Annotated in this window: 23 protein-coding genes and 1 tRNA gene; 5 read left to right on the forward strand and 19 right to left on the reverse strand. The window is 37.0% G+C overall.

The window, feature by feature from the left end; genetic code table 11:
- The first annotated feature begins 11 nt into the window (after positions 1-11).
- Positions 12-85, forward strand: a tRNA-Arg gene (locus ACYQ1E_RS05350).
- Positions 86-262: 177 nt separating this feature from the next.
- Here ACYQ1E_RS05350 and ACYQ1E_RS05355 read toward each other — a convergent pair.
- The 7 genes from ACYQ1E_RS05355 to ACYQ1E_RS05385 form a co-directional block, all read right to left on the reverse strand.
- Positions 263-2,218, reverse strand: a complete 1,956-nt coding sequence (locus tag ACYQ1E_RS05355; protein WP_459876212.1) for a hypothetical protein — start codon at positions 2,216-2,218, stop codon at positions 263-265.
- On the reverse strand, positions 2,218-3,282 hold the full coding sequence (locus tag ACYQ1E_RS05360; RefSeq protein WP_459876215.1) for a CAP domain-containing protein: 1,065 nt from the start codon (positions 3,280-3,282) through the stop codon (positions 2,218-2,220). The genes ACYQ1E_RS05355 and ACYQ1E_RS05360 overlap by 1 nt, the downstream gene beginning before the upstream one ends.
- A gap of 54 nt (positions 3,283-3,336) precedes the next feature.
- On the reverse strand, positions 3,337-3,813 hold the full coding sequence (locus tag ACYQ1E_RS05365; RefSeq protein ID WP_459876218.1) for a CAP domain-containing protein: 477 nt from the start codon (positions 3,811-3,813) through the stop codon (positions 3,337-3,339).
- Complete coding sequence (locus tag ACYQ1E_RS05370; protein WP_459876220.1) at positions 3,791-4,504, reverse strand: peptidase associated/transthyretin-like domain-containing protein; 714 nt, start codon at positions 4,502-4,504, stop codon at positions 3,791-3,793. The genes ACYQ1E_RS05365 and ACYQ1E_RS05370 overlap by 23 nt, the downstream gene beginning before the upstream one ends.
- Positions 4,505-4,517: 13 nt before the next feature.
- Entirely contained in the window at positions 4,518-5,000 is a 483-nt protein-coding gene (locus tag ACYQ1E_RS05375) for a hypothetical protein (protein ID WP_459876223.1), read from the reverse strand.
- A complete protein-coding gene (locus ACYQ1E_RS05380) occupies positions 4,988-6,466 on the reverse strand; it encodes a hypothetical protein (protein ID WP_459876226.1) in 1,479 nt (492 codons plus the stop codon). The genes ACYQ1E_RS05375 and ACYQ1E_RS05380 overlap by 13 nt, the downstream gene beginning before the upstream one ends.
- A 212-nt stretch (positions 6,467-6,678) precedes the next feature.
- A complete protein-coding gene (locus ACYQ1E_RS05385; RefSeq protein ID WP_459874805.1) occupies positions 6,679-7,971 on the reverse strand; it encodes an IS1380 family transposase in 1,293 nt (430 codons plus the stop codon).
- 196 nt (positions 7,972-8,167) lie between these two features.
- Between ACYQ1E_RS05385 and ACYQ1E_RS05390 the strand changes: the two genes are divergently transcribed.
- Both ACYQ1E_RS05390 and ACYQ1E_RS05395 read left to right on the forward strand, forming a co-directional pair.
- Positions 8,168-8,620, forward strand: a complete 453-nt coding sequence (locus ACYQ1E_RS05390; protein WP_459875674.1) for an IS1/IS1595 family N-terminal zinc-binding domain-containing protein — start codon at positions 8,168-8,170, stop codon at positions 8,618-8,620.
- Positions 8,527-8,886 carry an IS1 family transposase gene (locus ACYQ1E_RS05395; RefSeq protein ID WP_459874973.1) on the forward strand — a complete coding sequence of 120 codons (360 nt, stop codon included), beginning with the start codon at positions 8,527-8,529 and terminating at the stop codon, positions 8,884-8,886. The genes ACYQ1E_RS05390 and ACYQ1E_RS05395 overlap by 94 nt, the downstream gene beginning before the upstream one ends.
- A 231-nt stretch (positions 8,887-9,117) precedes the next feature.
- On the opposite strand, the gene ACYQ1E_RS05400 is transcribed toward ACYQ1E_RS05395, so the two are convergent.
- From ACYQ1E_RS05400 to ACYQ1E_RS05415, 4 genes are read right to left on the reverse strand one after another with little or no spacing between them, the layout of a single operon-like run.
- On the reverse strand, positions 9,118-10,383 hold the full coding sequence (locus ACYQ1E_RS05400) for a hypothetical protein (RefSeq protein ID WP_459876229.1): 1,266 nt from the start codon (positions 10,381-10,383) through the stop codon (positions 9,118-9,120).
- Between the two features lie 13 nt (positions 10,384-10,396).
- A complete protein-coding gene (locus ACYQ1E_RS05405; RefSeq protein WP_459876232.1) occupies positions 10,397-10,903 on the reverse strand; it encodes a hypothetical protein in 507 nt (168 codons plus the stop codon).
- A gap of 34 nt (positions 10,904-10,937) precedes the next feature.
- The gene (locus tag ACYQ1E_RS05410) at positions 10,938-11,558 is read right to left on the reverse strand and encodes a hypothetical protein (protein ID WP_459876235.1); all 621 of its coding nucleotides are present in this window, start codon (positions 11,556-11,558) and stop codon (positions 10,938-10,940) included.
- A gap of 22 nt (positions 11,559-11,580) precedes the next feature.
- Positions 11,581-11,952: a hypothetical protein gene (locus ACYQ1E_RS05415; protein ID WP_459876237.1), complete on the reverse strand. Its 372-nt coding sequence runs from the start codon at positions 11,950-11,952 to the stop codon at positions 11,581-11,583.
- Positions 11,953-12,042: 90 nt separating this feature from the next.
- Between ACYQ1E_RS05415 and ACYQ1E_RS05420 the strand changes: the two genes are divergently transcribed.
- Positions 12,043-13,218: an RNA-guided endonuclease InsQ/TnpB family protein gene (locus tag ACYQ1E_RS05420; protein WP_459876240.1), complete on the forward strand. Its 1,176-nt coding sequence runs from the start codon at positions 12,043-12,045 to the stop codon at positions 13,216-13,218.
- Between the two features lie 24 nt (positions 13,219-13,242).
- Here ACYQ1E_RS05420 and ACYQ1E_RS05425 read toward each other — a convergent pair whose 3' ends face one another.
- Positions 13,243-13,548, reverse strand: coding sequence for a hypothetical protein (locus ACYQ1E_RS05425; protein ID WP_459876243.1), 306 nt, complete (start codon positions 13,546-13,548; stop codon positions 13,243-13,245).
- Positions 13,536-16,853 carry a phage tail tape measure protein gene (locus tag ACYQ1E_RS05430; protein ID WP_459876246.1) on the reverse strand — a complete coding sequence of 1,106 codons (3,318 nt, stop codon included), beginning with the start codon at positions 16,851-16,853 and terminating at the stop codon, positions 13,536-13,538. Before ACYQ1E_RS05430 ends, ACYQ1E_RS05425 begins: the two co-directional genes overlap by 13 nt.
- On the opposite strand from ACYQ1E_RS05430, the gene ACYQ1E_RS05435 reads away from it, so the two are divergent.
- Positions 16,831-17,088 carry a hypothetical protein gene (locus tag ACYQ1E_RS05435; protein WP_459876249.1) on the forward strand — a complete coding sequence of 86 codons (258 nt, stop codon included), beginning with the start codon at positions 16,831-16,833 and terminating at the stop codon, positions 17,086-17,088. The two genes, ACYQ1E_RS05430 and ACYQ1E_RS05435, sit on opposite strands and share 23 nt — an antisense overlap.
- Before the next feature lie 45 nt (positions 17,089-17,133).
- Here the strand turns inward: ACYQ1E_RS05435 and ACYQ1E_RS05440 are convergent, their stop codons facing one another.
- From ACYQ1E_RS05440 to ACYQ1E_RS05465, 6 genes are all read right to left on the reverse strand, one after another.
- Positions 17,134-17,442 (reverse strand): hypothetical protein, encoded by a 309-nt coding sequence (locus ACYQ1E_RS05440; RefSeq protein ID WP_459876251.1) that lies wholly within the window; start codon positions 17,440-17,442, stop codon positions 17,134-17,136.
- Between the two features lie 202 nt (positions 17,443-17,644).
- Positions 17,645-18,004 carry a DUF2513 domain-containing protein gene (locus ACYQ1E_RS05445; RefSeq protein WP_459876253.1) on the reverse strand — a complete coding sequence of 120 codons (360 nt, stop codon included), beginning with the start codon at positions 18,002-18,004 and terminating at the stop codon, positions 17,645-17,647.
- 13 nt (positions 18,005-18,017) lie between these two features.
- Entirely contained in the window at positions 18,018-18,752 is a 735-nt protein-coding gene (locus ACYQ1E_RS05450; protein ID WP_459876255.1) for a phage tail tube protein, read from the reverse strand.
- A gap of 247 nt (positions 18,753-18,999) precedes the next feature.
- The gene (locus ACYQ1E_RS05455; protein WP_459874805.1) at positions 19,000-20,292 is read right to left on the reverse strand and encodes an IS1380 family transposase; all 1,293 of its coding nucleotides are present in this window, start codon (positions 20,290-20,292) and stop codon (positions 19,000-19,002) included.
- Between the two features lie 220 nt (positions 20,293-20,512).
- Positions 20,513-21,214: a hypothetical protein gene (locus ACYQ1E_RS05460; RefSeq protein ID WP_459876256.1), complete on the reverse strand. Its 702-nt coding sequence runs from the start codon at positions 21,212-21,214 to the stop codon at positions 20,513-20,515.
- Positions 21,215-21,217: 3 nt separating this feature from the next.
- On the reverse strand, positions 21,218-21,640 hold the full coding sequence (locus ACYQ1E_RS05465) for a glycoside hydrolase family protein (protein WP_459876258.1): 423 nt from the start codon (positions 21,638-21,640) through the stop codon (positions 21,218-21,220).
- Position 21,641 lies beyond the last annotated feature (1 nt).

Genomic DNA, 21,641 nt, shown 5'->3' on the forward strand with positions numbered 1-21,641 from the left:
TATAAATGCAGGCGCCAGTAGCTCAGGAGGATAGAGCGTTGGACTACGAATCCAAAGGTCGGGGGTTCAAATCCTCCCTGGCGCATCAATAATAGCTTGATTTTTTTGGTTTTGTCTTTCTTTCTTTTTGTGGAATTTGATGGAATTTTATGTCCAAATTGTCTGCACTTTGCAGGCAATTTGCAGACAATTTTTTTGGTGCACGTGTAAGTATAAACTTACACACAAAACGAGAAATTTTTCCAAATAATTTGAGAAAAAATTATTCCCAGAAGGTATAAATATGTTTTAACGCTTGAGGGGCTGCTAGACCTAATTGTTGAACAACTTCATTGGTTAAAAAAGACAAGTTATTTTTATTCTTTAATAACAAATCAAAAGTTTGGTCTTTATTTATAATCAGAATGTTATTGATGTCTTTATAAACGTTACTTGTCCATATTCCACCCATTGATGTAGGAACATGGGTATTTATTGTTGCTGGTGGGGCTGTTGATTGGTATTGACAACATGCCAATAAATTTGGATCCTCACAAACTTGGGGGTCGTAATTCCTATAATAATAACAATCCACACATTGAGCATTCATTATACCTTCACTGCAGGTACTATCAATTGTTTCGCTAAATTCTTCTTGAAGTTCTGTCTCATTTAATAGTTGATTGCCTGTGAGATAGAGCTCAACCAAAACATCATGAGTATAAGTGTGCTCAATATGGTTTGCCACACAAAAATCTTCCCATTCCAAATATACTGTAGGGCCTTTTGTCTGCTGTCTCTGTGTCCTTTTATAATCTTTAAAAAAATAAAAAGTTGGTAAAGAGTAAAAGCAAGGTTGAAGTGAAAACTTTGACGCTTGAGTTTGAAAAAAAGGAGAGGTAAAAGTAATCTCCTCTCCCTCGTCTAACGAATTTGCATTACCACTACATTGACTGACGTTACAAAAACAAGAATTTGGGGCACAGCCATTACCATTGCCCTCTACATGTGAAGTTTCATCATAAGTATAAATACTTATCTGTAACTCGTTTAATACACTGTCCAATTGATAATCTTTAAGAAAATCTCTAATAAAAGTGCCGTTATTTTCTGCAAGTTTAATATAACTCCATGAATGAATTTCTTCATCAATAACAGTAGAACAAGGTGAAGCAAAACAATCTTGTTGACACGTATCATTGCGATTATAAGGATGAGTTGTGTTTTCATCCTTATCAATAGTTGAAAATTTTATATACCCATGTTTTATCACTTCTTCTAAAGCAAAAGGATTCTCTTTCCAATTTAAAAAAGTTTTATACCATTTTCCTCCATCACCTAAATCAGCAGAATCTATCAATATACCATCTTTATTATATACATAGAATGTCTCTAAATATTTAGTGTTTTGATGGTGCTCCTTTGCAACAATAAAAGTTCCGTCTGGATTAACCCCTAAAAGAATTAAGTTATTTTCGCCAATAAAAGGGATTTGTAAATGTTGGCTCTCGTGTATCCACTCAGCCGTGGTTGGGGAATATGTGAAGGTTTCATATTCAATTATTCCCCTTGCTGAGTCTCTTTGCTTAACAAAATATATAATATTTTCATTAAGGGCATAATCAAAATTATCCTTTTCTTCTTCAAAAAGATAATCTTCATGAATCAATTGTCCTGATTGTCCAACCTGGTCAACAAAAAAGATGCCAACAGAATCTCCAGTTTTAACAAAAAAGACTAATAAAGCAGTTCCTATAAAGGGGTATTGAAAAACTCTAATAGAAGATTCTGGGTAAAGAGTAAGTAAGGATAAAATAGGATGGTCTTCTAAAGGAACAGTTTCTTTTAATTCTATCGTCTGACTCTCTTCTTTATACAGAAATCTATAAACTTGTTCATCTATTCCTAACCAAAAATATTTACCACAATCCCTTTTTTCAGTTAAATTAGCTACAACTTTGGCTATTTGTTCATCTTCAGATATAACTACTACAACTTTATCACCAACTTTAAAAGCAGACGCTGCATTTTGCAAGGAACCATTTGGCAATTCCTGGACATTATCATCACAATGGAAAAAAATTGGTATGCTTTCAAGAATCACAGATGGTTCACCTTCACCTTCTGGTTCTAGTTGGACAGTCGCTGTATTTGCTTCTGTTTGTATTGCAGTTATAACGCCATGCCTAAAATATGTGTATTGGATATAAGAGGAATTATTTTTCTGGATTCTCGCCATTATGCGCCGACTCCCATAAATTGGAAGGGAACTATTATATCTTGTTCCTTATTTAAAGCATAACTTACATTTGAATCTGAGATAATCGCCTCTTCTTTGTCACATTCAGCTACAGTTGGCCATCTACAACCCTCTATTGTGTATGTAGAACCATCCTCAAAACTTTTAAATATCCCTAGCCCATTTTTGTAAATAAAACACCTCTCACCTATTCTATATTTAGTCCAATCACTTGATTTAAGCCAATATAGGTTACCCTTAAACCATACAAGCCAGTGCAATTTCTCATTACCTATCCAACCATCATCCATATCCACCAGATATCCACCTGCTATAACATTCTCTCCATCAAGCAGGCCACATCCTTGTATTATCCCACTGGTGAAACATTTTGTTTCAAGCCATGAAGTAGCCCATACAATAGGTGCGCAATCAGTGTATCCTCTAATCCAGACATATAAGGCTATCCATTCCCCAGGGATAAAACAGGCCTGAGTTAGGTTGAATCTAATGGTGAGGTTGCCTGATCTATCAATAAAATAATTGCTTGTTCCATCTTCCTGCCAGGTCAATTTTAAGCTGTTATCTTCTGGGATATGTTGCAGCAAAGGAACAGGGTCTAAAACCCAATTACAAGGAGATATTTCAAAGCGAAATTCAGCTCTGGAAATAAGACATAATGGAGGAAGTTTAGCTCTAAAAATAAGCTGATTCCCAGGGACACGTTTTGTCCTCTGGACTGGTGTATTACCAGAATGGTCCCAATAGGTCTCAATAGTATATGATTGACTCCACCTGATTTTTTGGACTTCTGGAAGAGAACATGGAAGTTGTGGTGGATCAGAATTTATTTCTGTGTCTTCATTTTCTATATTTGCAAAATCAACTACTGCAAAGGCCTTTTCTCTATATCGTCCCTCTTCATTTGTAAAAGATGTCCTTGCCAGCCCAAAACCCAATCTGTTGAAGCGTGGCTCCATAATATTATGTCTATGAGGAGGACTATTCATCCAGCCATTAAAAAAGATATTAACAAGCTCCTCATCTGAAGGGAGCGAGTCCATTTCAATGAAGCCAATATTTTCTCCAGCACCAACCCAACTAACTCCAAAATCTTCTTACCTCTTCCAAAAAGGACGACCCAATCTATCGACATGATCTGGCGCATAATAATCATATTCCGCCATATCCTCGGCAAACCATTGAGCACAAGCATTCAGTTTTTCATCTAATTCAAGATGTTCAGGATTTGGACATTCTTCAGGATGTGTTGCCCTGGCATTATTATGGAGATCCAAAATTAAAGATCTATCCCCCTCAACTCCTGATTCTTTTTTTATATCTTCACAAGCAGGAGTAAGTAAGAGGCAGCTAACTTCTTCTTGACCTTCTGGAAGCAAAAGAGCTGTAACATCAACCCCATCACAATAATGACCTTCAGGACAGAGATAAACCACAAGCTCTACACTAGTTTCGTCTTCTATATTTTCTTCTTCTATATCATTATTGGGATAATAAACACAAATTCCAACAGGTTTCCACTCTCTAGGACACAAATAAGCGATAATTTCTTTATCTGATGATAAACTTGTCATTTGCTATTGTATCTCTGTCGCTGTCTTGATAGTTTTGGGCTGTTATTTTTAGCTGGTGTTCTCCAACTCTAAGTTCACCTAAAAAGATACGTCCATTATTATCCGTCAATCCAACAAACTGCCCATCAACAAAAACTGAAGCTCCAGGAATGATTGTTTTTGTGCAGGCGTCTTTAACTGTGAGATAAACAGGCTTTGTTTCTGTAGTGTAATCAATAACTATATTCCCAAATCTAGACCCATTCCAGGCATATACCAAAACTTTCCCTTCATTATCAGACCTTAATTTGATAGAATCATAGTAAGAAATATAATTAACTTTTAAGACACCATAGACTTTATTTGGCAAGGTAATCGTTTTTCCATTAAATAAAGGAGTGCCACCATTTCTCCCTAACCATTCCCAGCTCATAATTGAGGAAGCAGGATACATCAAACTCTCCTCTTGAGTATTTGCAAAAACAATCTCTTCTTCTACTTCTAAAGGAATATTATGTCCCTCTATTGTAACTGTCCCCATTGTGCTATCTACCTGCAGGTCTGGAAGAGAAGGAAAAGACCTTATATAAACATCTGTTTGAGGGATAAAGCGTGATGATTGGCCATTTAATCTATTATCCAGCTCAAGCAAAAGCTCTTCTTGCTCTTCTATTAATTCTTCTTTTGTAAATAGAATTGTGGTCTGACTCATGTTTGTCCCACCTTTACTTTGAGGTAGCAGCAACTATTACCTGGTATTCATCAACGTTCTTTTCAGGGATAGAAATAGCATAACGCTTGAACTGTGTTGTATATTCTATTTTGGCTAACCCAATACCATTGCTTCCACCTAACTCAGGTGTTTTTTCAGTAATAATAGAATATAGACCTTGCTGAGTGATAGACCCAAGAGAATTGCCAAGCCATTCAACGGATAAAATATTTAAGCATGGTTTGTTTAGTGTTGCCTCGTTAGAATCAATAAAAGATACAAACTCTTCTACTGTCTCTTGCCCTTGCCCTTCATCAGTCAATGTCCCATCTGTTTTGTCCACCACTACATTAAGCGCTGGATCGTAAAAAATCTTAAAATAAGCTTTTTCGCCATACCTAAAAGTTGTCTTGCCATTGTTTTTTTCATCATCTAATTCAATTACAACATCTCCGCCAGTTGCTGATGTAGTAAAGCTAATCGTTACAGATGACATATCTTAACCTCAAAAAAAGATTTTATTTTTAATGGATTGGATGTAATTTTTATAGTATTGCTGGTAACTATTCCTAAATCCTGTCCTATTTTAAATACTAGATTAGGGGCAATAAAATCAACATCAAACAAAGTCTCTATCTCATAAACATATCCGCCCTGTGCCTTATATAGTTCATATAGAGCCTTTTTGCTTGCTAAAGATGGTATTGTATATTTTTCATTAAAGACCTTTTTTAAACCACTTCCTATGGTGTAACTATTATCAGTAATAACTGAACAAACAAGCTTTCTGGCTTCTGTATAGTTAGTGATTCTGTAAAAATCATAATATGTCTTTATATCAACATCTATACTTGAACATACATCGCTTGTAATAGTTTGTCCTTCTATTGTATAATTATCGCACCCTCTCACTTCTAAGACTTCATACACAGGTTTTTGAAATATGCCTTGCCCATCCTCTAAATTAAAGCTCTCTGTTATTATTTCTTCTTGCTTTTCTGCTATTTTTTGAACAACATCTGCTGTTGTGTGAAGCTCATAATGATATTTAGAATAAACCTTTATATACGCCCATTCATAAGGTCTTACTTCTGATTTATCAGCACTTATATACACATTCTGGTCTCCACCACAAACAACTGAGACCTGGGATGCTTCTCCTATGGTTTTAGTTTTTTTTAATGAAAAAATTTTATCTAGGCTTCTGGATGGAGAATTATCTGGATAAACTAAATAAGCCTTACCGTCTGGCAAACATCTAAGTTGCCCACCTACTGCTGATGCTACTGCTTTGGCTGCATCTAAAGGATAAACATCAGTCTCATAAAACTCTTCTATTACCCAGTCATCTATATCATAAACTACATTATTACCCAAAATATCTCTTACTATTTCACTGGCCATTTTATTATGGTATTTATAACTATTTTTCGGGGAATAAGGCTCATAAAGACTGGCCATTTCTGATCGTCCCCAGAAAGATACTTTATTCCCTTTTTTGTCATATTCTATCTCATCAACTATAAAAGAAAGTGAATTATTTTGTATAATAACTTCAATTTGTGAAACTTCCATATCTTCATTTGATGCAACTTGCATTGATAGAGAAGACAAAGTCATATTTTCCGAGAAGAGTACAATTTCTATTTCCTGCACCTTATTTGTTATATCTTCACCATCAGCCTTAACAAGGATGTCTTGAGTAACTTGTTGTGGCATATAATCAACTGGATAAATGAAATCTCTCTCTACTCCTTGAAGAACCAGGTCGTTTAATAAAGACAAATCTAATTCAATCAACACATCTAAAACATTTAACGCCTTAAAATCTTTAAATACTTTATCTCTGATTTCATTTTCTAAAACACTATTGATTTGTGTAGCCAAAAGAGAATTAATTAATTTTCTATCAATTTTAATACCAGAATATTCAATTAAATTTTTATAACCTAAAATCTGCAATTACAGTTCAATCGTAAGCAACTGATTGTTCTGGACAGAGATACCTAGATATGGAGCTGTTATGTTAAAGGATATGTCTCCCTCATTGTGACTTGGAAGGCTTTTTCAGGTAGAAGCTGCGGTCAGTGGCACTCTTTACGGGTGTGTAAAGGCACACCACTGCACATGGACTTACGCAAAATCCTATTTTGGAGGATACTCTCAAAAAAAGATTAAGCAAATTGTAATGACCGGATGGAATTTTCTATCTTTATCCAACGTTCTTTGAAAAAATAATCCCTCGATAATCGAAGGAACCATTGTCGTCCCGCATGCATCAGCCGAGCTGGAACATGGATTAGAAACATGCGGATTGTGTTGGGCTCTTCTCTAAAACCATCTTCATCGTTGAGCCACATCATCCAAACCAGTAGATTGTAAGCCAGAATACAGGTCTGGAATATGGCGGAGTTGGCCCAAAAATCCTGTGTCAAAATGCTTCCAGAGGCCATCTGTCCCTTACACCACTCAATCCAGTTTTCACTGGCCCCCCGTTGGCAATAATACCTGTGGACGTCCCAGGGACTCAGGTTCATATTTGTTACATAACAAAAATAATCATACTCAGTCTTTGTAACGCTGAAAAAAAAGCAACTAAATTTGCTCTCTATTACTTGACGTACGGCCACAAACCGGCGGGGGTGTTTCCACCTCTCACATTTGTATGTGAATTCGGTCTTCTCATAGCCAGGTCTATTTTTAACCTTGTGCCATTTCTGAGCTTCTAAAAGCTGAGTGAGTCCTCGCATCTTAACCTTGATTAAGTACAAAGCATGAGCCTCTTCTAAGTAGTCTAAAAGTTCTCCATTAAAAAAGGCGGAATCTGCACGTACAATAATTTTCCAGACTCTCCTTGGAAGCTTGGCAAAGCACTCTTGCATAAACTCTACACAACCATTGGCTGAATAAGCATCTCCGGCTCTAAACCAGTTGTGAAGACATTCCCGCGTCTCAGCAATAAAGCAAAGTAGCGGATGATATCCCCTTTGTCCTGGCTTCTTGGGGTTGTAACCCTTCTCGGCACCTTCCTGTTTCCCATACACCCCACGCACTGTAGAGTCCAAATCTAAAGTGATGCGGCTAAACCATTTTTTACCCCAAACCTTTTTGCGCACTTTTGTTTCTACATCGGAGAGCTCATTGCAATGTCGGGGATTAAACAACTTAAAAACCCGATTTATGGTAGTATAGTCAGGAAACCTTTCCCATTTAAAAAGCGACCTCAATGCTAAATCAGATCTTAGGATAAATACATGGCTCATATGCTTAGCCCCAGCTAACACTGCCATCATCAAAATCATGATAATGTCGGAAACCTTATACTGTGCGGTAGCTCCCCGCTTAATAGTAATGTGTTGCTCAAGCATCTTGGGAAGCTTCAGTTTGTCAGCAAACAGGCCCAGCAATACCAGTCCGGCGTTGCCCGTAAGATTTTTTTCAGTGAACTTAACATGGAATCTACGCATAGAATCAGTGCCTCCTTCATACTTCCTATTTGAAACACTTTATACCATTAATTCACTATATTGTCAAGCTAAACATTATCTTATGATGCAAATTTTAGGTATAAGTATAATTAATAGGGATAATTTCACGAGAGTGTTTACATTTAGATAGAAATATAATATAAGTTATCCCAACCAAAATAATGGGAGGGAGAAAATGGTTGTATGCAAGCATTGTAATTCAACGCAAGTCGTCAAAAATGGTTTTGTTCGTAAAAAACAGCGGTATCTCTGCAAGAACTGTTCACGAACTTTTGTGATAGGAGATGCAAGGAGAAAAGAATCTCTGAAAGTAAAAAAAGCCCTTGCAGTTATTCTTTATTCTCTTGGTAAAGCATCATTTGGCTTTTTAGCTAAATTATTTGGAGTTTCTCGTTCATTGACTTACCGATGGATAAAAGAGGAAGCCGAATCACTTCCAGAACCAGTTATATCTAATGAGATAAAAGAAATAGAATTTGATGAGATGTGGCATTTTATCCAGTCAAAAAAAACAAAATATGGATTATCAAGGCGTTGGATCGTAGCAGAGGGCGAACTATTGCCTGGGTTATCGGCAATCGTGATGCTTCAACCTTCAGACGGTTATACAAAAAACTTGAACAATTGAAGGACTGTGTTTTTTATACAGATGATTGGGAAGCTTTTAAGAAGGTGTTGCCGCGAGAGCGCCATATAATAGGAAAAAGAGGAACAGTAACAATAGAAAGAGATAATAGCAATACAAGACATCATCTTGGACGAATGACACGTAGGACGAAAGTTGTATCTAAAAAGGAAGAAATGGTTCATGCATCAATGAAATTATGGCATGCATTAACTGATCCTGAAATTTTTGCCCAATATCAGCAAAGATTTTTATCTATCTTTAGGTGAACACTCTCAATTTCACATAGTTTATTTAAATATTTAAAATTAATTTCACTAATAAGGGTGTTAAATTTTGAGAAATTCTGGTCTTGTATAAAAGAGTTTAGGTGTGAAATAGCGGTATCTAGCTCTGTTTGATTTACAATCTTATAATTCTTCTCTTCTATAAGAGCATTATTAAAGGAAAAATCTACTCCAATTCGTTGTCTTTTCCCAAAAAGAACTACTGTCATTTTCTTACTCTACTGCTACTCTAGCTATAACAACGTTGTTAGGTTCTCTATTTGCCCCTGCTGGGACTACCTCTTTCCACCAGACTGCTTTAGCTGCTGGAATAGTTGTGAAAGTGATAGAATCTCCAATATCCCATACACCGCCCCATGTATCAGCAGGGATTTTAAAATAAGGGGCATTGACGTTACTATTAATGGGTGCATATTCTAAAGATATTGTGCCATTTGGGAGACTTCCTATTCTTGAGCCAGAAACACTAAAAGTAGTAGAGGAAATAAAAGTTATAGTCCAAGTCTCATAAATTGTTCCAACATTAAAGACTTCTATTTTACTGTCATCAAATGTCCCATTCGGGGAATTAACAGAAACATTTTCTATGCTCGGAATCAGGTCCCCTAATTCTAATCCTACGCCTCCATATACATCGTTGCTTGCTTGATAAGCAAATGGTAAAACGTCTTCTAATCTAATAATTGCAACATTCCCGCTCCAGGTATAACATCTTCTAGTATATTGCGCCCTTAACTCGCTTCCCTGATCAGGAGATGTGTCAAAATGTAGATTTATTTCTCCAGCCTCATAATCAACAGTGGCCGAGGTGAGATGTTCACCTATTATATTCCCTTGCCCATCATCCTGTGCCTCGTATTGTGTCCCACCAATCGTATATATAATTTTTAAAGTATTTGGGGTGATTGGCCTATCATTGCTACCTATAAAAAATTGATAATAGGTAACATTTAGCTGGGCATAACCTAACAAAATATCTCTATTTTCATTTTTGGTCCGCACATAAGACACATTTTGAAATAGGTCTGTTCCCAGAGGTGTATATTCTCCAATAACAAATAATCCTCCATTTGGGATAAAGACATCAGTGGATTCAAAAAGTAATTTTATTTCAGTAGCTCCTGCTGCTACATCTTCAAATAACTTCCCCCCTGCAACCCAACCTTCATTAGATAAATCGGCCTGTGTGTCTGTCTGTGTGCCTTGTTTAATATAAAACCTATCGTCTCCATTAGATGGTTTTAATATGGCTATAATAGCTCCATATGCAGGCTCGTTATTTGCGTTTCTGTTGACTATAAATTCTTTTCTATATCTTACTACACCATTTATGCGCTCTAGATATGTAACTCGTGGGAATAGATTATATTTTACATTATTTATCACTTCTTTTGTCTCATCCATGACACCGCCGTTGCTGTCGGTATCTGACACATTCAGAGATTTAAAACATTTTATATCATCCCTACTCAAGGACATAACTCCCCCCTATTTATGTTTCCGCTAAAAAGACATCCAATGTCCCGCTTGAAATAGCTTCAATCTTAAGCTGCGCATAAGATGCTCCATGAGTCTTGAACATACCATATTCTCCTAAATATTTGCCATTTTCTTGTTCATTTGTAGATGCTATAGCTATGAGTTCTGAAACTATTTTTAACCCATTTACATCTTCTAATATCACTCTCATTTGCGCTACTGATGATGGATCAGAAAAATTAAGCTTTAAAATCAGGTTTGTTAAGCCTCTTAATTCCAGTTTATCAGTAAGTTCTCCTCCAGCTAACCCACTGCCTACCTGATAAAATTTTAAAGGGATGGTAACCCCAATGAGTCCCTGGACATAATTTGATTCAGTTTGAAAGCCTAAAACCGGGACATTTTCTCTTGTTTCAGAGTCCTGAATATTTAATATCTTTAAAATCTCGTCTTGTTGAATAATAGATGTTTGCTGCCCACCTGATTCTTGCTGTTGATTAAATAACAGTAACAGTCCCATCTTATACCCCTTTTGCTAATAACTATCGTTAAAATTAACCTTCTCCTCCACCACCGCCTCCAGTATCAACGTCAAAAACACTAATCTGGTTAGCTGGTTGTTCATAAAGGCCTAAAATTTTAAGGTTTGTAATTACTTCACTTGTTTTGTCATTATTAATAGTAACATGGATATCACCCTTCTCAGCAACTGAGATAAAATGAGCATTAGCAAAAGCATTCATAGGAAGTGTAGTAACAAAAATTGAACCTCCACCTGAAACATTTTTAGGTCTGTTATGATGGTCAAAAACAGAAGGTTCTTGTTCATCAAAAAATATAGTTCCGCCAAAATAGAGAGTTATCTGTAGGATAAGTTCCAGTTCCGCCATTAAACCTGGTGGGGGGATATAAGTTGGAAATTCAGCAATAAAAACAAGACCATTTACAGTAGAGATGTCCATGTTAAGATATTCCATAACAATTTGTCCTGGGCCTTCAGATGCTGCTGGAATACTTATATTTGTGTCTTCAGCCAGCACTTTATATGGTGGTCTAAAGAAACCCTGTAAATAATTATTAGCATCAAAAGAGTCTGTTAATATATCTACACCTTCTGTGGCTTCCTGTATCTTCACGCCATGTAAGGGCAAATTAAATACTGTTCCATTTGCCATAAAGAATCCTCCTCTTTATTTTTTACACTTCTTTTAATTTAATACGCCCATAATATTTAACCTTGCTTAAATCATCAGCTATTGGATTAATAGCATTAAATTCTATTGGTGGCTTATCTTCAAATCTAAAACGCACCAACATTTGCTCGCCATGATAATCTAACACTAAATTATCAACCTGCTTTGTCATTTCTGCCAGCTCTTCAACCATCTGTCTGGTCAACCAGCCACTTTCTTCAGTAGCCACCAAATCAAAGGCTTTCTCAACATTTTTTGGCTGCAAAAATACCACTTCATCGCCCGTTATAGTGTTCTCAACATCTGCAGCCATAAAATCAAATATCTCCTCAATAACCAGATCAGGTGGTAATTCTAAGTTTCCCAGCTTAATCATTTATCTAATTTAAGCCTGCAAGACCCCTTCCTTTAGGTAGGGGATGTAGCAGGCTTGTCTTTTTTCTTTTTGTTTTGTATAATAATAAACATGAAAAAAGCATATAAATACAGAATATATCCAACACGTTCTCAGGAAACACGTATTCTCAATCAGTTCTCCATGTGTCGCTACCTCTATAATTGGGCTCTCAAAGAAAGAATAGAAGTTTACCAATCTACAAAGAAAAGCATTAACTACTACCACCAGGCAAATTGGCTTCCACAACTCAAAAAAGAACGTCCATGGTTCAAGTCTATACATTCCCAGGTTCTTCAAAACGTTCTCAAAAGACTCGATAAAGCATTTAAAGATTTCTTCCGTAGAGTCAAAAAATGTGAAATACCGGGATTTCCAAAATATAAAAAGAGAGGACAGTGGAACTCCATCACCTATCCACAATTCTATGACAGACCTGTTGTTGAAGGTAGATACGGATACATTAGAGTCCCCAAAATCGGTCAAATTAAAATTCGCTATCATAGAGAAATCCCAACTAACGCAAAGATAAAGACCCTGACTATATCCTATGAGGCTGGCAAGTGGTTTGCCTGCTTCTCCTTCGAGCAAGAGCTTGAAGTCGAGCCTAAGCAGGAACTTCCACCCATAGGGATAGACATAGGTCTTTTTGACTTTGTATATGCCAGCAATGGCCTCCATGTGCCCTGTCCGAAGCATCTGAGACGAAAAGAGCAAAATCTTAGAAAGTTGCAACGCAGGTTCTCCAGGGAGAGAAAATATACTCCCCGCTGGTATAAACTCCTCAAGGCTATTCAAAAAACTCATTACCGTATCAGATGTGCCAGGCTCGATTTTTTGCATAAGACCGTTAATCTCCTTCTGTCTCATACTGACCTCGTTGTGTGTGAAAAACTTAAAATTAAAAATATGGTCAGACGTCCTAAGCCAATACAAGATGAGAACGGTAAATATCTTCCCAATGGTGCATCCTGGAAAGCAGGTCTCAACAAGTCCATTCTTGATGCTGGTTGGAGCAAATTTTTTAATATTCTCATCTATAAAGCTTTGGAACAGGGTAAAAAAGTTTTGTTTGTAAATCCCAGGCAAACCTCACAAATTTGTAGCAATTGTGGCTGTGTAGTCTCGAAGAGTCTATCAATTCGCACTCACGTCTGTCCTGAGTGTGGTTTTGTGGCTAATCGAGACCATAACGCAGCTCTAAATATTCTGAGACTGGGGCTACAGTCTCTCCAAGCACCTTGTTAAGGTGTACGGTAGAAGCCTCGTCCTTTAGGGCGAGGAGTAGTCACTGCCTCCACAACCACCACTCCTTATTACAGGTCTAGAAGGTGGTATTGGTGGTCTTGGTGAAGTCATTTGATGAGCTTCAGGCGGTCCAGGAGTAGGCCTTATAATACGTGGTTGAGTTCTAGGTGATAACATACTCTTGGGCGATAAGATGTTCTCAATCTTAAAATTATAAAGGTCAACAGGCTCTTCAAAAAACACCTGAACCCCAATCACCTCATCGTGGTCATTTAAAACTAACGTTATCTCACAACCTCTTATACAGTCATACCTTGTTATGCTCCGCACAGCCTTCTCCTCCTTAAATGTCTTTCAAATTCGTCTATTATATCTTTCATGGCAAAGCCTTCTAATCTGGCTCCGCCAATATTGATTTCAAATTTTCTATACATTTTTGTATCAATGCCTTGCTGGCCTTTAATCTTTGGGATTTTTAGGTCTGGCAGGGAAAGAGAAGGCAAATTAAATCGCAAGTTATTTATCGCTGAAAGAAGTCCCACTCCATATTTTCTTACAGCCTCTTTCCTGACCACAAACTCTCCAGCTTCTAATAGGGCCTTTATTCTATCACCTCCACCATATCCTGGAAGCTTACCTCCTCTAAATAAGCCAACAAGACCGCCAGATTGGTGGGTTTCAACTGTCCTCTGTTCAATAGTCACAGTCACTGTTTTGTCTTTGATTTGCGACAATTTTTCCTTTAATTCTTCAATCTTCTGCTTTGCTTTATCTATATCTGCATCTATTTGGGTAATTGTTGGCTTTTCTGATATCTGCTTGAGCTGGGAATTTAAAGCTTCTAGCTTTTTTTTGTATTTTTCTAATTGAGCATTTAATGTTGTTATATTCTGTTGTAATTCTTTTGTTTTTTCCTTTTGTGTCTCTAAGCTGTCTTCTGCCTCTTCTTTTATTTGTTCATGAATTTCCTTCAGTAATTCACCAGATTCTTTAACTTTATCAATTGCTTCTTGTTGGTCCTTTAATCCTGCAGCAACATCTTGAGCTTGTCTGGCATATTTTAATGCCAGATTATAATTTTTCTGATAATATGCTTCTTTGGCCTTTTCTAATTTTTCAAAATATTCTCTTTGTTTATCAGCTTCCAACTCCTCTTGGGTCATGCTCCTGCGTCTAATCTCTCTAATCCTATCTTCAGTTGTTTCCTGAATATTTAAAATCTCTTGCTGTTGCCTTTTTATTTCTTCTGCATATTCTTTCTCTTTTTGCAGAGACTCATTTAAAAGGGCTTCTGTCTTACGTTTTCTTTCTTCAAGTCCTTTTATTATCTCTTTAATTCCCTGTATTTCTGCCTTTGTAGCCTCCTCTGCCATTAATTTACGTTTTGTCTCTAGTCTGCTGAGCTCTGATTGCCATCTAGCTAGTTCTTGTTCTAAATTTATTTTTTGCTGGTTTAACATCATCTCTTTTTTCATTTCAGCAATAGTCTTCTTTTTTTCTGCCTGGACATCTTTTTCTCCTTTTAAGGCCATTTCCCTCACTTGTTTGTTTAATTCTAACTCTGCCTTAAGGTCATTTAATCTATTTTTAAAATTGCCCCAGTTAAAAGAAGAAAAATCCCACCATAATCCAGCAAGAGTCTTGAGTCCTGCTATAATATCCATAATCCAGGCCATAAAATAAGCGCCCCAATCTCCAATAGTGCGTTTACCTACCTTGATTTCAGCTATAACTTTCCCGATATTCCAACCAATAAATGCTGCTGTTCCTATTGCACCCAACACAGAAAGGGCACTACTCAGACTTACAACAGAAGCCTTTAAAATCCCTATTTCTGTTGCAATTTGTTGGATTTGTCCAATATTTGTTATATTGCTAAAAAAGAGTCTTAAGATGTCTATTAAATTTTCAAAGGCAGGACGCAGTAACTTAAATCCTAAAAAAGCAGCTAATAGCCCTAACAATAAAGGATGCACCTTAGCTATCTCAATTGACATTTCTCTTAAAATTGAGATGAAAAAATTTACACCAGGGAGAACAAAACTTCCTAAGTTTATTCCTATTTCAGAAAGACTATTTTTTAAAAGCTGTAATTGGTTTTCTGTAGTGGCTGCCCTTGTTGCGAATTCCTTTTGCATTGCCCCCGCATATTTGCTTTTTTCAGCTATCTCAGAAAGGGCCTTTTTATAAGCGTCCATCCCATTTACTAAAAGGGCAATATCGTCCTGGAATTCCCTGCCAAAAATTTCTGTTATTACAATGGTTCGGGATTCTTTATCTAATCGTTTTAATGAATTTAAAAAGTCTAAAATTGCCTTTTGGGGATTTTCTCTTATCTGTCGGGCTAAACTTTCTGCTGTATATCCTAATACTTTGAGGGCATTTTTTGCTTTTGGAGTTAAAGTCTCAATCCCTTGCAAACGATTTAAAAGGGCATTTATAGAAGTTGCTGCAACTTCTGGAGTTTTGCCAAGCGCAAGCATTGCATCCGCTAAAGCCGCTGCTTGTTCTTTTGTAATGCCAAATTGCCTTGCTGAACCTCCAATTCTAAGCAGGACCTCAATAATATCTTTTTCTCTAGCTGCTGTGGTATTCCCAAGACGGTTTATGGCATCTCCAAAAGATTTTATTTCCTGAATAGAGAGACTAAATACATTTTTCAGCTTACCTATTGCCGTGCCTGCTTCTTCTGCGGTCATATCAAAGGCAGTTGCCATTTTAGCTGTAACTTCAGTAAATTCCTTTATATCTTCAACAGGAATACCAAGTTGACCACCTAAGGCAGCTATTTTGGCAAGTTCTTGATGGGACAGAGGGATAACACGGCCAAGTTCTAAAATCTCCTTTCTCAAATTTCTAAACTGTTCCTGAGTAGCATCCACTGTTTTTCTGACATCTGCCATTGCGGACTCAAATTTAATTGCCTGTCTGATACTAATTGCAAAAGAAGCTACAGCAGCGCCTATTTCCACAAGTTCTGCTTTTGCCATGCTAAGGGCCTGCACCCAGCCATTTGTAGATGCTTTAAGCTCCTTTATTTGTTGATTTAACCTTACCTTAGCCTGGGCAAGTTCCCCAAAAGAGAGTTTTCCTGAAGTGCTTAAATCTTTGTAAGCTTTTTTTAATTTCTCTATATCTTGAAAGATTTCAGAATGAGGTTTAATGCCAAGCAAATCTCTGGCACTGGCTATTTTTGCCTCTTCTTCAAAGGCCTTTTTAGCTTCTTTAAGTTTTTTGGTCAGAGCAGATTGAGCAGAAGCAAGATCCCTGGAAGAAATTCCAGAGGCATGGAGTTCTTTTCTTAAATTAGCAAGAGTCTCTTGTTGTTCCCTTAGTCTCTCTTTTAATTGACGAGCTGTCTTTTTGGCCTTTTCAAAATTAGAGACTAGCTCTTTTGAAGGCCTATCGGTTGTTTTTAATTCTTTTGCAAGAGATTTTATCCTCTCCTGAACTTTTGCAAATTCATCTTCTGTCTTTTTTATCTCTTTTTTAAGGCTAACAAAGGAGTTTATCTGGCCCAGTGGTTTCTTTATTTCTTTTACAAAATCAGAAAAAGATTTTTTTAGAGAAGAGAGGTTGACTTGGCTCTCTTTTGAATCTACATTAATTTTTATGGCTAGGTTTAAATCTTTCATAGCTAAAGAAAAATATAGTCTTGCTGCCTTTTTTCTTCTAATTTGTGGTTATTTAGGGGCATATCAGCATATTATGTGGGCCAAAGTTATTGTGATGATTTTTATCTATACTATTTTATTTGCCCCTGTTTTGCTTTTATTTCTTCTTCTTATTTGTGGATTATTTGGACTTGTTCCACGCATTCCAGAAACCAAGTCCATCCATATTGATAGACGTCCTGATGGCCATACATGAGTAAAAAACAACATGCTTTAGCGAGCTCTTTTCTAAAATTAGAGTTTAAATTGGAAGAAGACCTTTTACCTGAACGAAAAAATCTTTATTAACCTCGCAAAAACTTTTAATAATCTCTAACACATAAGACATCCCAATTTTAGAAATGTCTGGTTCTACACATCTTTTCAACACACCTTTAAAAAGATTAAAGTGTTCCTGGATAAACTTCACCATTTCTTTATCTGAAATGTCTTCTTCCAATTCTACAATCTTTTCAAATAAAGGGGTGAGCATCTCTATTTCTTCAATGGTCATTTCTTTTACTACAATAGTCTCATCTTCTATTTTAATCTCTTTGTATTTTCTTATCATGTCTATCCCTTTCTAGGTTCAATGTTCTATGTTCAATGTTCAATGTTCTAGGTTCTAGGTTTCTTAAACGTTGAACGTTGAACTTTGAACGTTGAACTTTAAATTAGGTTCAATGTTCAATGTTCTATATTCAATGTTCTAGGTTCTAGGTTTCTTAAACGTTGAACGTTGAACTTTGAACGTTGAACTTTAATAACAAGTTCTATGTCACTATTTCCTTCGTGATTTCAGATATTACTGCTTTTATAGCAGTTAAAGAGACCTGAATCCCTGCTTGAGAAAGCCTCTCTTTTAATCTATTCCATAGTCTTTTGCTACGCATAGCCTCCAGGAGTTCATAACCCTCCCAGGTTATACGCAAGCCCAGGCAAAAAATTTTTTGCCCAGGTCTTTGGCCCTGACATTTTGCCACTATCAATCCTGCCTCATGCAGTAACAATAGATGATATGAGACCTCTTCCTCACTGTAGCCTTCTATCTCCTTTGGCCTGAGAACATCATCTATGGACTTTTCTTCCAGGGCCTCAAGAATTTGTTTTATTAAAGCCCAATTACGCTTCATGTTTATTCCTTATTTAATCTATGTATTCCACATGATAAGCTTCAGTTTTACCCTCTGGCACTACTAAAGTTCCTTCCAGAGAAAGACTCTGAAAGTCATCCATAAGAAAGTCCACTTCACTTCCAGGTCTTAGCTTACACTTAAACACTCTCACTTTGCAGTCTTTGCCATTTGTCATGTTCTGCCCATCTAAAAGCAGGGCACATTCTATCTCTGTTACTCTTCCAGCCTTGATGCGTTTTCCTGTTACAGCTCCATAATCGTATGATAATTTAACAGTATCGCCTTTAGAAACAGCTCCAGAGGATAAAAATTTTATTAGCCCTAGCCTTGTATTTACAACATAATCATCATTTTCATTGTAAGTTGTGGTACCTGATTGGTCTTTCACCACAAGATTTGAAATATTTGTATTTCCCATATCTAACCATACATCCAGTTCAGAGACATTAAAATCCTTTCCACTAATAGATCCAGCACTGACATTTATAATTTCAATTAAACCCCTTAGAGCCAGAGCCATGTTTTCAGCATCAATATCATTGAGTTCCAGGCTTATCTTTGCTGGTTTAGGGATAATAACTGTATCCAGTGCAGAACCATAGGTATCTCTCATCTTTGACACACGCTCTTTAACTTCTGCCTCGGTTTCTGAGATTGCAAATTTGGTGGTGTTGCCAAGTAGCTTAAACTGGCCTTTTAAGTCTCTGTCTATGTAAACATCGCCTTTTCCTAAAAATCCTGCCATGTTAAGCCTCCTTATATTTTACCTAAAATCTGCAATTACAGTTCAATCGTAAGCAACTGATTGTTCTGGACAGAGATACCTAGATATGGAGCTGTTATGTTAAAGGATATGTCTCCCTCATTGTGACTTGGAAGGCTTTTTCAGGTAGAAGCTGCGGTCAGTGGCACTCTTTACGGGTGTGTAAAGGCACACCACTGCACATGGACTTACGCAAAATCCTATTTTGGAGGATACTCTCAAAAAAAGATTAAGCAAATTGTAATGACCGGATGGAATTTTCTATCTTTATCCAACGTTCTTTGAAAAAATAATCCCTCGATAATCGAAGGAACCATTGTCGTCCCGCATGCATCAGCCGAGCTGGAACATGGATTAGAAACATGCGGATTGTGTTGGGCTCTTCTCTAAAACCATCTTCATCGTTGAGCCACATCATCCAAACCAGTAGATTGTAAGCCAGAATACAGGTCTGGAATATGGCGGAGTTGGCCCAAAAATCCTGTGTCAAAATGCTTCCAGAGGCCATCTGTCCCTTACACCACTCAATCCAGTTTTCACTGGCCCCCCGTTGGCAATAATACCTGTGGACGTCCCAGGGACTCAGGTTCATATTTGTTACATAACAAAAATAATCATACTCAGTCTTTGTAACGCTGAAAAAAAAGCAACTAAATTTGCTCTCTATTACTTGACGTACGGCCACAAACCGGCGGGGGTGTTTCCACCTCTCACATTTGTATGTGAATTCGGTCTTCTCATAGCCAGGTCTATTTTTAACCTTGTGCCATTTCTGAGCTTCTAAAAGCTGAGTGAGTCCTCGCATCTTAACCTTGATTAAGTACAAAGCATGAGCCTCTTCTAAGTAGTCTAAAAGTTCTCCATTAAAAAAGGCGGAATCTGCACGTACAATAATTTTCCAGACTCTCCTTGGAAGCTTGGCAAAGCACTCTTGCATAAACTCTACACAACCATTGGCTGAATAAGCATCTCCGGCTCTAAACCAGTTGTGAAGACATTCCCGCGTCTCAGCAATAAAGCAAAGTAGCGGATGATATCCCCTTTGTCCTGGCTTCTTGGGGTTGTAACCCTTCTCGGCACCTTCCTGTTTCCCATACACCCCACGCACTGTAGAGTCCAAATCTAAAGTGATGCGGCTAAACCATTTTTTACCCCAAACCTTTTTGCGCACTTTTGTTTCTACATCGGAGAGCTCATTGCAATGTCGGGGATTAAACAACTTAAAAACCCGATTTATGGTAGTATAGTCAGGAAACCTTTCCCATTTAAAAAGCGACCTCAATGCTAAATCAGATCTTAGGATAAATACATGGCTCATATGCTTAGCCCCAGCTAACACTGCCATCATCAAAATCATGATAATGTCGGAAACCTTATACTGTGCGGTAGCTCCCCGCTTAATAGTAATGTGTTGCTCAAGCATCTTGGGAAGCTTCAGTTTGTCAGCAAACAGGCCCAGCAATACCAGTCCGGCGTTGCCCGTAAGATTTTTTTCAGTGAACTTAACATGGAATCTACGCATAGAATCAGTGCCTCCTTCATACTTCCTATTTGAAACACTTTATACCATTAATTCACTATATTGTCAAGCTAAACATTATCTTATGATGCAAATTTTAGGTTTTATTATGTTGCTGTCCCCGTCTTGTCTTTCTGAAAGGCTTCCGCCATGCATCAGAAATCCAAACGCCCTGTATATAAACATCGCCTTTTCCTAAAAATCCTGCCATTGTGTCTTCCTTTTATATTCCCCTTATTATTAAGGGCGGAACAATTCTTATATTAAGATTGTTTCCTTCTACTCTGGAATGCATAAAAAGGTTTATAGCGTCAAAAGAAGTTATATCTGTATCAGAAGATTCCAGAGAAGTTGTGTTCTGACTTTCAGATCTAAGGGAAATAGTCTGTTTAACATACGGAATATTCCCAGCATAAAAAGAGCATACTTTATATCCTGCACTATTTGGAAAGGTTGTAGAAGTTAAAATTGTTTCCGAACCACTCCAATATTTATATATCTGTAGCGTCCCATCTGGACTCAATTTTCTTAAAGAATAGCGATTTGCATTATTTACTGCTTCAACCCTAAACTCATAATGTTCAGGATTATGTACAAAATACAACGAATACACATGCACCCTATTTAACGGTTGCTCAAAGGGTAATCTTCCTTGTATGCTGCAAAAAATTCCATTGAATTTGCAAAGGATTGTGTTTTTCCAATCAGAGTCATCCACAATGACTTCTGTACCTTCAGGTATAGTCCACGACAGGGCATTAAAAATTTCTTCAGCAGAATAAAAGACATTGATAGTTGTTAAAGACCCATCCATAGAATATGGGAACAAATAAGGATTTACGCCAATACAATCGCTATCGCTGTTCTGGATGCTTTTCTCAAACCAATCTAAATTTTTGATAAACGGATTAAATTTATATGGCATCTTTTACTCCCACCACTTGCCTGTCTTCATCATTTCATATAATCTTTGTCCTCTTTGTTTTACTTGTTTAAACCATTTTGAATCCTTCATCTCTTCTGCTGCCCTTTGAAAGTCCTGTTCTTTTACTGCCTTTATCATACGCTTAAAACTACGGAACCTCGTTGGTCCAAGATTAAATCGCATATCTATTAAAACCGCCTGTCTCACATCATCTAATTTAAAGAAATTATCAAAAATTTTTGTTAAATCCGAAATGCATTCCTTGATGTCATTTTGAAGCAAATATTCTATCTCATCCTCAGACAAACCCTTGTCCTCTAAGTTTCTGCCAACACCAACAGTAAGTTTCCCTGCAGGACATCTGTAAACAAATTTCTTTTTACCCTCGTGTAAAATGAGAAGTTCTTCTATCTTTTCATAATTCATA

It is taken from the genome of Desulfothermus naphthae, assembly GCF_054657475.1.